At 65.3% G+C, this 14,161-nt stretch carries 13 protein-coding genes; 11 read left to right on the top strand and 2 right to left on the bottom strand.

Annotation, left to right across the window (positions count from 1 at the left end; genetic code table 11):
- The first annotated feature begins 41 nt into the window (after positions 1-41).
- The 3 genes from ACEWE8_RS05625 to ACEWE8_RS05615 all read left to right on the top strand — a co-directional run bounded on the left by ACEWE8_RS05625 (position 42) and on the right by ACEWE8_RS05615 (position 2,691).
- Positions 42-512, top strand: coding sequence for a MarR family winged helix-turn-helix transcriptional regulator (locus ACEWE8_RS05625; RefSeq protein ID WP_046785644.1), 471 nt, complete (start codon positions 42-44; stop codon positions 510-512).
- A 148-nt stretch (positions 513-660) separates the two neighbouring features.
- Positions 661-1,728: an aromatic ring-hydroxylating dioxygenase subunit alpha gene (locus ACEWE8_RS05620; RefSeq protein WP_046785645.1), complete on the top strand. Its 1,068-nt coding sequence runs from the start codon at positions 661-663 to the stop codon at positions 1,726-1,728.
- Between the two features lie 12 nt (positions 1,729-1,740).
- Positions 1,741-2,691 (top strand): PDR/VanB family oxidoreductase, encoded by a 951-nt coding sequence (locus tag ACEWE8_RS05615; protein WP_046785646.1) that lies wholly within the window; start codon positions 1,741-1,743, stop codon positions 2,689-2,691.
- A gap of 6 nt (positions 2,692-2,697) precedes the next feature.
- Here ACEWE8_RS05615 and ACEWE8_RS05610 read toward each other — a convergent pair whose 3' ends face one another.
- Positions 2,698-3,411, bottom strand: a complete 714-nt coding sequence (locus tag ACEWE8_RS05610) for a GntR family transcriptional regulator (RefSeq protein WP_174141723.1) — start codon at positions 3,409-3,411, stop codon at positions 2,698-2,700.
- A 122-nt stretch (positions 3,412-3,533) separates the two neighbouring features.
- On the opposite strand from ACEWE8_RS05610, the gene ACEWE8_RS05605 reads away from it, so the two are divergent.
- The 8 genes from ACEWE8_RS05605 to ACEWE8_RS05570 all read left to right on the top strand — a co-directional run bounded on the left by ACEWE8_RS05605 (position 3,534) and on the right by ACEWE8_RS05570 (position 12,916).
- Entirely contained in the window at positions 3,534-4,439 is a 906-nt protein-coding gene (locus ACEWE8_RS05605; protein ID WP_046785648.1) for an AraC family transcriptional regulator, read from the top strand.
- Between the two features lie 142 nt (positions 4,440-4,581).
- Positions 4,582-5,892: a sugar ABC transporter substrate-binding protein gene (locus ACEWE8_RS05600; RefSeq protein ID WP_046785649.1), complete on the top strand. Its 1,311-nt coding sequence runs from the start codon at positions 4,582-4,584 to the stop codon at positions 5,890-5,892.
- Positions 5,893-5,972: 80 nt separating this feature from the next.
- Positions 5,973-6,896, top strand: a complete 924-nt coding sequence (locus ACEWE8_RS05595; protein ID WP_046785650.1) for a carbohydrate ABC transporter permease — start codon at positions 5,973-5,975, stop codon at positions 6,894-6,896.
- Between the two features lie 10 nt (positions 6,897-6,906).
- Positions 6,907-7,740, top strand: coding sequence for a carbohydrate ABC transporter permease (locus tag ACEWE8_RS05590; protein ID WP_012313928.1), 834 nt, complete (start codon positions 6,907-6,909; stop codon positions 7,738-7,740).
- A 63-nt stretch (positions 7,741-7,803) separates the two neighbouring features.
- Positions 7,804-8,916 (top strand): ABC transporter ATP-binding protein, encoded by a 1,113-nt coding sequence (locus ACEWE8_RS05585; protein WP_046785651.1) that lies wholly within the window; start codon positions 7,804-7,806, stop codon positions 8,914-8,916.
- Positions 8,917-8,927: 11 nt separating this feature from the next.
- Positions 8,928-10,403: a mannitol dehydrogenase family protein gene (locus ACEWE8_RS05580; protein WP_046785652.1), complete on the top strand. Its 1,476-nt coding sequence runs from the start codon at positions 8,928-8,930 to the stop codon at positions 10,401-10,403.
- 15 nt (positions 10,404-10,418) lie between these two features.
- Positions 10,419-11,909 carry a xylulokinase gene (xylB, locus tag ACEWE8_RS05575; protein WP_052750412.1) on the top strand — a complete coding sequence of 497 codons (1,491 nt, stop codon included), beginning with the start codon at positions 10,419-10,421 and terminating at the stop codon, positions 11,907-11,909.
- Positions 11,910-11,950: 41 nt separating this feature from the next.
- Positions 11,951-12,916, top strand: coding sequence for a carbohydrate kinase (locus ACEWE8_RS05570; protein WP_046785653.1), 966 nt, complete (start codon positions 11,951-11,953; stop codon positions 12,914-12,916).
- A gap of 7 nt (positions 12,917-12,923) precedes the next feature.
- On the opposite strand, the gene ACEWE8_RS05565 is transcribed toward ACEWE8_RS05570, so the two are convergent.
- On the bottom strand, positions 12,924-13,997 hold the full coding sequence (locus ACEWE8_RS05565; protein ID WP_012313923.1) for an aldo/keto reductase: 1,074 nt from the start codon (positions 13,995-13,997) through the stop codon (positions 12,924-12,926).
- Positions 13,998-14,161 lie beyond the last annotated feature (164 nt).

Here is a 14,161-nt window from a genome sequence, read left to right as displayed (position 1 = left end):
TGGGTAACTTTCTTACTCATGACACAGGAGCATGCAATCCGATGGCAAGGTCTGCCCGAACCGACGACACCGCTTCCCTGCCCACGCCCCCTGGCGACACGGTCCTTGAGGACCTGCTCGGTTACGCGTTGCGCCGCGCCCAGCTGAAGCTGTTCCAGCACCTGATCAGCCGGCTGGCGGCCTACGACCTGCGCCCGGCGCAGTTCTCTGCGCTGGCGATCATCGAGCAGAACCCTGGCCTGATGCAGGCGGACCTGGCGCGTGCCCTGGCGATCGAGCCGCCGCAGGTGGTGCCGCTGCTGAACAAACTGGAAGAGCGTGCGCTGGCCGTGCGTGTGCGGTGCAAGCCGGACAAGCGCTCTTACGGGATTTTCTTGAGCAAGTCGGGCGAAGCGATGCTCAAGGAGCTCAAACAGATCGCCAGCGACAGCGATCGGGAGGCTACTGGCAGCCTTGAAGAAGCCGAGCGCACGGAGCTGCTGCGGCTGCTGACGAAAATTTACAAGGAATAGGGCCATTCATCCGCAAACCATTAAATGGATCCATTAGACGCACGATAATCGCAAGACCTCCAATTTTTGTTGGGATATACCATTGACCAGCCTTTCAGATCAGGTCTTAATGGATCCATTAGATAACAACAACAATCGGAGGTCCTCCATGTACCCGAAAAATACCTGGTACGTCGCCTGCACCCCTGACGAAATCGCCGAGAAGCCCTTGGGCCGGCAGATTTGCGGGGAAAAGATCGTGTTTTACCGCGCCAACGAAAACCGCGTCGCCGCCGTAGAAGACTTTTGCCCGCACCGCGGCGCGCCCTTGTCGCTGGGCTTTGTCGAAAACGGCAACCTGGTGTGCGGCTACCACGGGCTGGTCATGGGCTGTGATGGCAAGACCGTCGCCATGCCGGGCCAACGGGTGCGGGGCTTCCCCTGCAACAAAGCCTTCGCCGTGGTCGAGCGCCATGGCTTCATCTGGGTCTGGCCCGGTGACCAGGCCCAGGCTGACCCGGCACTGATCCCGCACCTGCCGTGGGCGGCCAGCGACGAATGGGCCTATGGCGGCGGGTTGTTCCACATCGGTTGCGATTACCGCCTGATGATCGACAACCTCATGGACCTCACCCATGAAACCTATGTGCACGCCTCCAGCATCGGCCAGAAGGAAATCGACGAGGCGCCCCCGGCCACCACGGTGAGCGGCGACGAAGTGGTCACCGCCCGGCACATGGAAAACATCATGCCGCCGCCCTTCTGGCGCATGGCCCTGCGCGGCAACGGCCTGGCCGACGATGTGCCGGTGGACCGCTGGCAGATCTGCCGCTTCACCCCGCCCAGCCATGTACTGATCGAGGTGGGCGTGGCCCATGCCGGCCACGGCGGCTACCACGCCCCGGCCGAGCACAAGGCCTCGAGCATCGTGGTCGATTTCATCACCCCCGAGAGCGACACCTCGATCTGGTACTTCTGGGGCATGGCGCGCAATTTTGCCGCCCACGATCAGGCCCTGACCGCGAGCATCCGCGAAGGCCAGGGCAAGATTTTCAGCGAAGACCTGGAAATGCTCGAACGCCAGCAGCAGAACCTGCTCGCCTACCCCGAGCGCAACCTGCTCAAGCTCAACATCGACGCCGGCGGCGTACAGGCGCGCAAGGTGCTGGAGCGGCTTATCGCCAAAGAGCACGCGCCCCAACCGCACGTGATCGCCACCCACACCACCCCCGCCTGAGGAGCCCGCGCCATGATCGATGCCGTAGTGGTATCCCGCAACGACGAAGCCCTGGGCATCTGCAGCTTCGAGCTGGCGGCCGCCGATGGCAGCCCATTGCCGCCCTTCAGCGCCGGCGCGCACATCGATGTGCACCTGCCGGACGGGCTGGTGCGCCAGTATTCCCTGTGCAACCACCCTGCAGAACGCCACCGCTACCTGATCGGCGTGCTCAACGACCCCGCCTCACGCGGCGGTTCGCGCAGCCTTCACCAGCAGGTGCAGGCTGGCCACCGCCTGCGCATCAGCGCCCCGCGCAACCTGTTCCCGCTGGCCCAGGGCGCCCGGCGCAGCCTGCTGTTCGCCGGTGGCATCGGCATCACGCCCCTGCTGTGCATGGCGGAGCAACTGGCCTGCAACGGCGACGATTTCGAATTGCACTACTGCGCCCGTTCAAGCGACCGCGCAGCCTTTGTCGAGCGCCTGAGCGCCGCACCCTTCGCTGACCGCCTGTTCGTACATTTTGACGAGCAGCCGGAGACCGCCCTGGACATCGCCCAAGTGCTGGGCAGCCCGCAGGGCGATGTGCACCTTTACGTGTGCGGGCCTGGCGGCTTCATGCAGCACGTGCTGGACACTGCCAAGCAGCTGGGGTGGCAGCAGGCCAACCTGCACCGCGAGTACTTCGCCGCAGCGCCGGTTGCAAACAGCGACGACGGCAGCTTCTCGGTGCAGGTAGGCAGCACCGGCCAAGTGTTCGAGGTGCCGGCCGACCAGAGCGTGGTGCAGGTGCTGGAACGCCACGGCATCGAGATCGCCGTCTCCTGTGAACAGGGTATTTGCGGCACCTGCCTGACGCGTGTGCTGCAGGGCACGCCAGAGCACCGCGACCTGTTCCTCACGGAACAGGAACAGGCCCTGAACGACCAGTTCACGCCGTGCTGTTCGCGGGCGAAGACGCCCCTGCTGGTACTGGACCTGTAAAACGCCTCAGGACGAGGGCAGGATCACCTTCATGCCCTCGTCCGCCGTGGCCGCGCCAAAGGTTTCGGCATAGCGCAACGTGGCATTGGCATGTTCGCGCATGATCGCCTCGGCGCGGGCACCCTGGCCGTGGGTGAGCGCATCGAACACCGCATGGTGCTGCATGTGCGCGAAGTTGAAGCGCCGGAATTCACGGGCCAGGTCGTGACGGTCCACCGCCAGCGCAGTGACCGAAGCGAACGGCAAGTGGTCGTTGCGCGCCAGGGCATCGGCGATGGCCGGGTTGTGGCTGGCCTCGACGATCACCTGGTGAAAGCGCATGTTCAGGTCGTGATAGGCGTGCAAGTCTTCCTCGGTCACATACCCCTTGTCGAACAACAGGTCGCCTTCGACCAGGCAGCGCTGCAGCGCCTCGCGCGCCGCGGGCAGCAGGCCGCGCTCAGCGGCCTGGCGGGCAGCCAGGCCTTCGAGCACACCGCGCACCTCCACCGCGCCGGCAATGTCGTCGGCGCTGACCGAACGCACCTGGAAGCCACGGCCGCCGCAACGCACCAGCAGGCCCTCCTGCTCTAGGGTACGAAACGCCATGCGTACGGGCATGCGTGAGACGCCGAACCGTTCGGCGGTAGGCACTTCCATCAGCCGCGCGCCAGCCGCCAGTTCGCCCGAGGCGATCATCTTGCGTAACGCGATCAGCACCATTTGACCGGGCTTGCTCATCCAGGGAGGTTCCAGAGACAGAAGCGTGCATCTTACCGCAAGCGCGGGCGCGCTTGGCGCCCTGTGACACCTGCCCTGTTCAGGCTACGATGGTACTTCGTCCTTCGGAGCCCAGCAGCGCCATGCCCAGAACGAGCAAAGTCAGCGACCCGTCCTACGAGTTGATGGACGATCACGAGGGCGACTCTCTGATCTACCGCCAGCATGGCTTTCCCAGCCCGCTGGTGCGCTGGCATTTCCACAAGGAATACGAACTGCACCTGATCGTGGCCAGCGCCGGCAAAGTGTTCATCGGCGACTACATCGGCAGCTTCGCGCCGAACACGCTGTTCCTCACAGGGCCCAACCTGCCGCACAACTGGATCAGCCAGGCCGGCCCCGGGGAGGTATTCAGCCAGCGCGACATGCTGGTCAATTTCACGGACGAGGTTCTGCACAGCGGCAGCCGGGCATTTTCTGAACTGCACCAGCTCAGCCCGTTGCTGGCCCGCGCACACTACGGCATCGAGTTCCGTGACCCCGCGCTGATCGCCGAGAGCCGCCGATTGTTGCAACGCATCGCGCACAGCCGCGGCATGACCCGCCTTGGATACTTTTTTATCCTCATGGAGCAGCTGGCCGGCTGCGAGGACTACCAGTTGTTGTCCACGGTCACCTCCTCGCACCTGGCTGACGAGCACAACGTCGAGCGCATCAACCGGGCGGTGAACTACATCTTCCAGCACTACGCCCAGGACTTGACCCAGAACGAAGTGGCCGAGCACCTGGGCATGACCCCCACCTACTTCTCACGCTTCTTCAAACAGGCGGCAGGGCGGGGTTTTGTCGAGTTCGTCAACCGCCTGCGGGTCAGCAAGGCCTGCGAACTGCTGGCCAAAAGCGACCTGCCGGTGACCGGGGTGTGCTTCGAATCAGGCTTCAGCAACCTGTCCAATTTCAACCGGCGCTTTCAACAGCTCAAAGGCATGACCCCCTCCGACTATCGCAGCCTGGTGATCCAGCGGCTGACCGAGCAGAACCATCACTGAGCGCAACAACTGCAAAAAAGTATCAGCCAGCGTGCAGCCCAAGCTTTGTCGGCAGCGCCACGCGGGGGTGTAATCAGCGCCAGCGACACAAAAATAATAATGTCTTCCGTGCCGTCAGCCGGCCCGGTAAGGGAGTTCATAGATGAACGACGCGATCAAGGCCTGCCTGGCCGCCGCCTGCCTCAGCCTGCCGCTAATGGCCCAGGGCGCCGAAACGCTGACCATCGCCACGGTCAACAACAACGACATGATCCGCATGCAGCGCCTGGCCAAGGTGTTCGAAGAGCAGCACCCGGACATCAGGCTCAAGTGGGTCGTGCTTGAAGAAAACGTGCTGCGCCAGCGCCTGACTACCGACATCGCCACCCAGGGCGGGCAGTTCGACGTACTGACCATCGGCATGTACGAAGCCGCACTGTGGGGCGCCAAAGGCTGGCTGGAGCCGATGAAGGACCTGTCGGCCGATTACAACCTCGACGACGTGTTCCCGTCTGTGCGCAATGGCTTGTCGGCCAACGGTACGCTGTACGCCCTGCCCTTCTACGCCGAAGCCTCGATCACCTACTACCGCAAGGACCTGTTCCAGAACGCTGGGCTGAGCATGCCCGAGCAACCGACCTGGACCCAGCTGGGTGAATTTGCCGCCAAACTCCACCACCCCGACCAGGGCCAGTACGGCATCTGCCTGCGCGGCAAGGCCGGCTGGGGCGAGAACATGGCGCTGATCGGCACCGTGGCCAATGCCTTTGGCGCACGCTGGTTCAACGAACAGTGGCAGCCGGAATTCACCGGCAGCGCGTGGAAGAACGCGCTGAACTTCTACGTCGACACCTTGAAGCAGTACGGCCCGCCAGGCGCGTCGAGCAACGGCTTCAACGAAAACCTGGCACTGTTCAACAGCGGCAAGTGCGCGATGTGGGTCGATGCCAGCGTTGCCGGCTCGTTCGTCACCGACAAGACCCAGAGCAAGGTCGCCGACCAGGTCGGCTTCACCTTTGCGCCAAAAGAGGTCACCGACAAGGGCGCCTCGTGGCTGTATTCCTGGGCGCTGGCCATCCCCAGCAGTTCCAAGGCCAAGGACGCGGCGAAGGCCTTCAGCACCTGGGCCACGTCCGAAGCCTACGGCAAGCTGGTGGCCGACAAGGAAGGCGTGGCCAACGTGCCACCAGGCACCCGCGCCTCTACCTACAGCGACGCCTACCTGGCCGCAGCGCCGTTCGCCAAGGTGACGCTGGAATCGCTCAAGCGCGTTGACCCCAACCACCCCACGCTCAAGCCCGTGCCGTACGTGGGTATTCAGTTGGTGACCATCCCCGAGTTCCAGGCCATTGGGACGCAGGTCGGCAAGCTGTTCTCCGCCGCCCTGACCGGGCAGATGAAGGTCGACCAGGTGCTTGCCGCCGCCCAGCAGTCCACCGAACGCGAGATGAAGCGCGCCGGTTATCCCAAGTAGCCCACCCGTGGCCTGAGCCGCGCCAACGCCTGGCGCGGTGACGGCTGCCGTCCGCCCTTTTCGCTGCACACGGAGTCGCCATGGACACTTCGGCCCTCGATACCCCGACCCTCGCCACCGCACGCCCCGGCAAACGCCGCGTCGGCCCGGGCTGGTTCCTGGTCAGCCCTTCGGTGGCGCTGCTGCTGTTGTGGATGGTCGTACCCTTGGGCATGACCCTGTATTTTTCGCTGATCCGCTACAACCTGCTGTACCCGGGCGAAAATGCGTACGTAGGCCTGGAGAACTTCGCGTACTTCGTCACCGACCCAGGCTTCATGCCCGGCGCCCTGAACACTCTGACCCTGGTCGGCAGCGTGCTGGCGATCAGCGTGGTGTTCGGCGTGCTCATCGCGGCGCTGCTGGAGGCCGGCGAGTTCTGGGGGCGCGGCGTGGTACGGGTGCTGCTGATTTCACCGTTCTTCATCATGCCCACGGTCAGCGCGCTGCTGTGGAAGAACCTGATATTGCACCCGGTGTCGGGCATCCTCGCGGCCGTGTGGCGGCTGTTCGGCGCGCAGCCGGTGGACTGGCTGGCGCACTACCCGCTGCTGTCGATCATCCTGATCGTCTCCTGGCAGTGGCTACCGTTCGCCATCCTGATCCTGATGACCGCCATGCAGTCGCAGGACCTGGAACAGAAAGAAGCCGCGCGCCTGGATGGCGCCGGGCCGCTGGCGATCTTCTGGCACCTGACCCTGCCGCATCTGGCCCGCCCGATTGCCGTGGTGGTGATGATCGAGACCATCTTCCTGCTGTCGGTGTTCGCCGAAATCTTCACCACCACCAGCGGCGGGCCGGGCTATGCGTCCACCAACCTCGCCTACCTGATCTACAACCAGGCGCTGCTGCAGTTCGACGTCGGCATGGCCTCGGCCGGCGGCCTGATCGCCGTGCTGATCGCCAACATCGCCGCCATCGTGCTGATACGGATGATCGGCAAAAACCTGACCGAGCGCCGCTGAGGAGCCCGCCATGCTGCCACTCAAGCAAACCCGCCGCCTGCGCGACGCATTGATCGGCCTGCTGTGCTGGGGCATCGCCCTGGTGATCTTCTTCCCGATCTTCTGGATGCTGCTGACCAGCTTCAAGACCGAGCTCGACGCCTTCGCCACACCGCCACAGTTCATCTTCGCGCCAACGCTGGAAAACTACCTGCACATCAACGAGCGCAGCGACTACTTCGCCTACGCCTGGAATTCGGTGCTGATCGCCTTCTCGGCGACCGCGCTGTGCATGCTTGTCGCAGTGCCGGCGGCCTACTCCATGGCCTTTTTCGAAACCCGCCATACCAAGCGCACGCTGCTGTGGATGCTGTCGACCAAGATGCTGCCGCCGGTGGGCGTGCTGATGCCGATCTACCTGCTGGCCAAACAGTTCGGCCTGCTCGACTCGCGCCTGGCGCTGATCATCGTCTACACCCTGATCAACCTGCCGATCGTGGTGTGGATGGTGTACACCTACTTCAAGGACATCCCGGTGGACATCCTTGAAGCCGCGCGCCTGGACGGTGCCGGCACCTGGCAGGAAATCGTCCGCGTGTTGCTGCCGATCGCTCGCGGCGGGCTGGCCTCGACCGTGCTGCTGTCGTTGATCCTGTGCTGGAACGAGGCGTTCTGGTCGCTCAACCTGACCTCTTCGGCTGCCGCCCCACTGACCGCGCTGGTGGCTTCCTACTCAAGCCCGGAGGGGCTGTTCTGGGCCAAGCTCTCGGCCGTCTCGACCCTGGCCTGCGCGCCCATCCTGATTTTCGGCTGGATCAGCCAGAAGCAGCTGGTGCGCGGCCTTTCGTTCGGCGCCGTGAAATGAACCGCCCCCACACGACACCTGCTCAATCACCCCTATTGCGGGCCGCCGCAGAGGACATTCGCCATGGCTGACCTGAAGATCCGCAACCTGCACAAAGGCTTCGATGGCCACGCCATCATCAAGGGCATCGACCTGGAGGTGCGCGACCGTGAGTTCGTGGTGTTCGTCGGCCCGTCCGGGTGTGGCAAGTCGACACTGCTGCGGCTGATCGCCGGCCTTGAGGAGGTCAGCGGCGGCCACATCACCCTGGACGGCGTCGACATCACTGACACCGCCCCGGCCAAACGCGACCTGGCCATGGTGTTCCAGACCTACGCGCTCTACCCGCACATGACCGTACGCAAGAACCTGTCGTTCGCCCTGGACCTGGCCGGCGTGGACAAGCGTGAGGTGCAGGCCAAAGTCGACAACGCCGCGCGCATCCTCGAACTGCAACCGCTGCTTGAACGCAAACCCCGCCAACTGTCTGGTGGCCAGCGCCAGCGGGTGGCGATCGGCCGGGCGATCGTGCGCAACCCAAAGATTTTCCTGTTCGACGAGCCGCTGTCGAACCTTGACGCCGCCCTGCGCGTGCAGATGCGCCTGGAGCTTGCGCGCCTGCACCAGGAGCTGGCTGCAACCATGATCTACGTGACCCACGACCAGGTCGAAGCGATGACCCTGGCCGACAAGGTGGTGGTGCTCAACGGCGGGCGCATCGAGCAGGTCGGCTCGCCGCTTGAGCTGTACCACCACCCGGCCAACCTGTTCGTCGCAGGCTTTCTCGGCACCCCGAAAATGGGCTTTTTGCGCGGCCACGTGAGCCACAGCCAGGGCACATCGTGCGAGGTCACCCTTGAATGCGGCGCCCGTGTCAGCCTGGCACTGTGCACAGACGGCCTGCCCGCTGGCAGCCCCGTGACGCTGGGCATCCGCCCGGAGCACCTGAACATCGCCAGCGCCGGGCACGGCACACCCGGCTTGCTGCAGGTGACCGCCGACGTCAGTGAGCGCCTGGGCAGTGACAGCTACTGCCATGTACGTGCCGGCTCCGGGGAAATGCTCACCGTACGGGTGCGCGGCGACTTTGCGCCGGCCTTCGGCGAGCCCCTGGAACTGGCCTTCGACCCAGGCCACTGCCACCTGTTCGACAGCAACGGCCAAGCCCTGGACAAACGCCTGCAGCAAGCGGCCTGAGGACGTACACGATGAAACTCGACCCGCACCACCTCGACCTGCTGGCGCCCACGGTCGCCCGCCCTTCCTACGCGCCCTCGCAGCTGCGCCAGGGCATCGTGCACATTGGCGTAGGTGGGTTTCACCGTGCCCATCAGGCGGCCTACACCGACGCCCTGATGAACCGCGGCGAAGGCCTGGACTGGGCCATCTGCGGCGCCGGCCTGCGCAGCGAAGACCGCGCCATGCGCGACGCCCTGGCGGCGCAGGGCTACCTGTACACCCTGTTCGTGCTGGACGACCGACCCGACACCGAAGTGCGGGTGATCGGTGCCCTCAATGACATGCTCTTGGCCGAGGACGATGCCCAAGCGCTGCTGGCCAAACTGGCCGAGCCCGGCGTCCGCATCGTCTCGCTGACCATCACCGAAGGTGGCTACTGCATCGACGACAGCACCGGCGAGTTTCGCGCCGACCTGGCGCAGGTCCGGCACGATCTGGCCAACCCGCAGGCCCCGCAAGGCGTGTTCGGCTTTCTCTGCGAAGCCCTGCGGCGGCGCCGCGAGGCCGGCGTGGGGCCGTTCACGGTGATGTCCTGCGACAACCTTCCGCACAATGGCGCGGTCGCGCGCAAGGCCCTGCTGGCCTTTGCCCGGCTACTCGACCCGGACCTGGCCCACTGGATAGGCGAGAACGTGAGCTTCCCCAACGCCATGGTCGATCGCATCACGCCAATGACCACCAGCGACCACCGCCAACGACTGTTCGAGCGCCACGGCGTCGAGGATGCCTGGCCGGTGGTGTGCGAGCCGTTCCTGCAGTGGGTGGTGGAAGACAAATTCGTAGCCGGGCGCCCGGCTTGGGAAAAGGTCGGTGTGCAGTTCACCGACGACGTCACGCCCTATGAAGAAATGAAAATCAAGCTGCTCAACGGCAGCCACCTGGCACTGACCTACCTGGGCTTCCTGCAGGGCTACCGCCTGGTCCACGAAACCCTTGCCGACCCACTGCTGCGCCGCTACATGCGCACGTTCATGGACCTGGACGTGACCCCGCAACTTGCCCCGGCGCCCGGCATCGACCTGGAACGCTACAAGGACAGCCTCACCGAGCGCTTCGCCAACCGCGCCATCGCCGACCAGCTGGAGCGGGTGTGCTCGGACGGCTCATCGAAGTTTCCCAAGTACATCGTCCCCACCGCCAACCAGCTGATTGCCGAGGGCCAGCCGCTGGACCGCGTGGCCCTGGTGGTAGCGGCCTGGGCCCTGTACCTGGGCGGGGTAGACGAACAGGGCAGCGCCTATGCCATCCCCGACCCACGCGCGGCCCAATGCCAGGCACGGGTGGTGCAGCGTGACGGGCTGGCTGCCCGGGTGCTGGGCGACGAAACGATATTTGGCACGGTCATCCCCGCCTCCGGTGCCTTCGTCAGCGCTTTCGAGCGCCTGTATGACAGCCTGTGTGAGGTTGGCGTGAGCGAAACGCTGCGCCGAGTGCTTGGCGACTGACCTGGAGCACACGCAATGGACGGACTGTTTCTCGGCATTGATTGCGGTACCCAGGGTACCAAGGCGCTGGTGCTGGACGCCGGCAGTGGCCGGGTGCTGGGCCTTGGTAGTGCCGCGCACGCGCCTGCACGGGGCCGCGACGGGCGCCGCGAGCAGGACCCGGCCGACTGGCTCGCCGCCCTGCACACGGCAGTCGCTGGCGCGCTGCATGAGGCCGGCGTCGATGGCCAGGCCATCCGTGCGCTGGCGGTATCCGGCCAGCAGCATGGCCTGGTGATGCTGGACGCCCAAGGCCAGGTGCTGCGCCCGGCCAAGCTCTGGTGCGACACCGAAACCACGGCAGAAAACCAGGCACTGCTGAACGCGCTCGGCGGCCCGCAGGGCTCGATCGAACGCCTGGGGCTGGTGATTGCGCCGGGTTATACCGTATCCAAGCTGCTGTGGAGCAAACGGCACTTCCCCGACCTGTTCGCCCGCCTGGCCCATGTGCTGCTGCCCCACGATTACCTCAATTACTGGCTGACAGGCCGCGCCTGCAGCGAGCCGGGCGATGCGTCTGGCACCGGTTACTACAACGTGCACCACAACACCTGGGCAACCGATGTGCTGCAACACATCGAACCGGGCGAGCGCCTGCTGGCGGCACTGCCCGAGCTGCTCGCCCCCGGCGACTGCGTCGGCCCGCTGCGCGAGCAGGCCGCCGCAGGCCTGGGGCTGAACCCTCACGCCTGGGTGGCCATCGGCGGCGGCGACAACATGCTCAGCGCCATCGGTACCGGCAATATCAGCCCTGGCATGATTACCCTCAGCCTGGGCACCTCGGGCACCCTGGCAGCTTACGCCGACCATGCCCAGTTCAACCCCAAGGGCGAGGTGGCGAACTTCTGCGCCTCCAGCGGTGGCTGGTTGCCCTTGATCTGCACGATGAACCTGACCAACGCCTGCGCGCTGGTGCGTGACCTGCTGGAGCTTGACCTCACCCGCTTCACGGCCCTCGCCGCGCAAGCGCCGCTTGGCGCCGACGGCCTGTTGATGCTGCCGTTTTTCGATGGCGAACGGGTACCCGCGCTGCCCACTGCCAGCGCCAGCCTGCATGGCATGACCAGCGCCAACCTCACCCGCGCCAACCTGTGCCGGGCCGTACTCGAAGGCACTTGCTTCAGCCTGCGCTATGGCCTGGACCTGCTGCGCGCCAGCGGCCTGCAGGGCAGCGAAATCCGCCTGGTGGGCGGGGCGGCAAAAAGCGAGCTGTGGCGCCAGGTACTGGCCAATCTGCTCGGCCTGCCAGTGGTGTGCCCGCGCCAGACCGAAGCCGCCGCGCTGGGGGCGGCAATCCAGGCTGCCTGGAGCCTTGGCCGCCAACTGGGCCACGGCGACAGCCTGCAGGCCCTGTGCGAACGCTGCGTCGAGCTGGACGAAAGCACCCGCACCCTGCCCGGCCTGGCGCAACAGGCCGCCTACGGCGTGGCCTACAGACGCTACCTGGATCACCTGCCTGTGCACTGATCGCGGTACTGTCCTTACTCTTTTCTGTTTGGGAGAACTTCATGTATCTGGTATGTGGCGAGGCGTTGTTCGATGTCTTCAGCCTGGCAAACAGCCCGCGCACCTCAGAGCTGGGCTTTAGCGCAATTGCTGGCGGCTCGCCGTTCAACGTCGCCGTCGGCCTGCGCAGGCTGGGCGTTGCCGCAGGCTTTTTCGGCGGGTTGTCCAGCGACCACCTCGGCGCGCGCCTGCGCTGGGTACTGGAGGAAGAAGGCGTAAATTGCCAGCACCTGGTGACCAGCGATGCACCCACCACCCTGGCCATGGTCGGCCTGGATGCTAACGGCTCGGCGCAGTACCAGTTCCGCGGCGAAGGCTGCGCCGACCGGCAGGTGCGGCTTGAGCATCTGCCGGTACTGGATGAGAACGTACGTGGGCTGCACGTGGGGTCATACACACTGGTGGTGACACCCGTGGCCGACACGTTGCTGGCACTGGTGGAACGCGAACGCGACCAGCGGTTGATCAGCCTGGACCCGAACGTGCGCCTGAATCCCCAGCCCGATGTGGCGCTGTGGCGCAGGCGCGTTGAAGCGTTTGCCGCGCATGCACATTTGATCAAGGCCAGCGAGGAAGACCTGCAGGTGCTGTACCCGGGGCGCGACGCTGGCGAGGTAGCCCGTGGCTGGTTGAACGAGCGCTGCCGGCTGGTGTTCGTGACCCACGGGGCTGAGGGTGCCAGCGTGCATTGTGCGCACGGGTCGTGGCACCGGCCGGCGGACAGCTCACTGCCGGTTCGCGACACCGTGGGGGCCGGGGATACGTTCCAGGCGGCCGTGCTGGCCTGCCTGGCTCGGCTGGGTGCGGACAGCCCGATGGGTGTGGCGATGCTGGCGCGCGACACGGTCGATGCGATGCTGGCCTACGCCATTGGGGCGGCTGCGGTGACCTGTTCAAGGGCCGGGCCGGACCTGCCGTTTGAAAGCGAGCTTTCCTGCATGCCTCAGGCCATCGGTACCTCGGGCTGATTGCGGGTCAGGGTTTGTGCTGCTTCATCGTTTGCCGATGCAGGGCAATGAACGGCGCCTCCGCCGGGTCGATGCGGTCCATTTTCGCGGCGATGCGATGCCAGTACGGATACTGCGGCGCGATCCGCGTCACCCGCTCGATCTGCTCAAGGTCTTGGCCTGTCAGCACCAGCTCCACCGCCTGCAGGTTGTCGTGCAACTGCTCGGCCGTGCGCCCGGCCGTGATGACACTGGTGATGCCTGGTCGGTCCTTGAGCCAGGCCAGGCACACCCGCGCCGGTGAGCAGCCATGCCGGCGCCCCACCTCGATCAGCGCCTCGATGATGTCGTAGGCCCGCTCCCTGTCATGCACGTAGGGTTCCGGCCAATCGTTGCCTTGGCGGGTACCGGCCGGCGTCTGTTGCCCGCGCCGCACCTTGCCGGTCAGCAAGCCCTCCCCCAGCGGCCCCCACACCAGCGTGGCAAGGCCCTGGTCGAGTGCCATCGGCAGCAGTTCGTACTCCGCTTCACGGGCCTCGGGGGTGTAGTAGATCTGCTGGGAAACCGGCTGCTGCCAACCGTTGAGCCGCGCACTGCCGAGGGTTTTCATCATCTGCCAGGCGGTGTAGTTGGACGTGCCGAAGTAACGCACCTTGCCGCTTTGCACCAGGTGCTCAAGGGCGGCCAGGGTCTCTTCCACAGGCGTGATGCCGTCCCAGTTGTGGATCTGGTAGAGGTCGATATGGTCGGTGCCCAAGCGCTTGAGGCTGGCTTCGCAGGCGCGGATCAGGTGATAGCGCGAAGCGCCGCTGTCGTTGGGGTTGTCCCCCATCGGGCTGCGCGCCTTGGTGGCGAGGATGACCGATTGGCGCCGCTCACCCAGCGCCTGGCCGACGATTTCTTCGGCCAGGCCGTGGGAGTACAGGTCTGCCGTGTCGACCAGGTTGACCCCGGCGTCGAAGGCCATGTCGAACATGCGCCGGGCCAGTGCCACGTCCACGCTGCCGGTTTTCTCGAATGCGCCACGCCCGCCGAACGGGACCGTGCCGACCACCAGTTCAGAAACCAGCAGGCCAGTGTTGCCGAGTGCGCGGTACTTCATGGGTAGTGCCTCCAAATGCGAACGACTTGGAAGTACCGACGGGGCGGACTGCTGAAACGTTCAATCTGATTGGTTAGCCCTAACCGTTTCAGGGCTGCTGCGCAGCCCATCGCCGGCAAGCCGGCTCCTACACGGACCGCGCAGTTCAGGAGGCCTGCGCTGGA

This window comes from Pseudomonas sp. TR47 (assembly GCF_044143025.1).
In the GTDB taxonomy this organism is placed as follows: domain Bacteria; phylum Pseudomonadota; class Gammaproteobacteria; order Pseudomonadales; family Pseudomonadaceae; genus Aquipseudomonas; species Aquipseudomonas putida_E.
The sequence above is the reverse complement of the archived record's forward strand: the minus strand, read 5'-3'. Positions and strand labels throughout refer to the sequence as shown.

What these genes read in the sequence shown, in the direction of transcription:
- ACEWE8_RS05570 (WP_046785653.1), top strand. Translation starts at nt 11,951, where the DNA reads ATGTATCTGGTATGTGGCGAGGCGTTGTTCGATGTCTTCAGCCTGGCA.
- xylB (WP_052750412.1), top strand. Translation starts at nt 10,419, where the DNA reads ATGGACGGACTGTTTCTCGGCATTGATTGCGGTACCCAGGGTACCAAG.
- ACEWE8_RS05585 (WP_046785651.1), top strand. Translation starts at nt 7,804, where the DNA reads ATGGCTGACCTGAAGATCCGCAACCTGCACAAAGGCTTCGATGGCCAC.
- ACEWE8_RS05590 (WP_012313928.1), top strand. Translation starts at nt 6,907, where the DNA reads ATGCTGCCACTCAAGCAAACCCGCCGCCTGCGCGACGCATTGATCGGC.
- ACEWE8_RS05600 (WP_046785649.1), top strand. Translation starts at nt 4,582, where the DNA reads ATGAACGACGCGATCAAGGCCTGCCTGGCCGCCGCCTGCCTCAGCCTG.
- ACEWE8_RS05605 (WP_046785648.1), top strand. Translation starts at nt 3,534, where the DNA reads ATGCCCAGAACGAGCAAAGTCAGCGACCCGTCCTACGAGTTGATGGAC.
- ACEWE8_RS05615 (WP_046785646.1), top strand. Translation starts at nt 1,741, where the DNA reads ATGATCGATGCCGTAGTGGTATCCCGCAACGACGAAGCCCTGGGCATC.
- ACEWE8_RS05595 (WP_046785650.1), top strand. Translation starts at nt 5,973, where the DNA reads ATGGACACTTCGGCCCTCGATACCCCGACCCTCGCCACCGCACGCCCC.
- ACEWE8_RS05580 (WP_046785652.1), top strand. Translation starts at nt 8,928, where the DNA reads ATGAAACTCGACCCGCACCACCTCGACCTGCTGGCGCCCACGGTCGCC.
- ACEWE8_RS05625 (WP_046785644.1), top strand. Translation starts at nt 42, where the DNA reads ATGGCAAGGTCTGCCCGAACCGACGACACCGCTTCCCTGCCCACGCCC.
- ACEWE8_RS05565 (WP_012313923.1), bottom strand. Translation starts at nt 13,997, where the DNA reads ATGAAGTACCGCGCACTCGGCAACACTGGCCTGCTGGTTTCTGAACTG.
- ACEWE8_RS05610 (WP_174141723.1), bottom strand. Translation starts at nt 3,411, where the DNA reads ATGAGCAAGCCCGGTCAAATGGTGCTGATCGCGTTACGCAAGATGATC.
- ACEWE8_RS05620 (WP_046785645.1), top strand. Translation starts at nt 661, where the DNA reads ATGTACCCGAAAAATACCTGGTACGTCGCCTGCACCCCTGACGAAATC.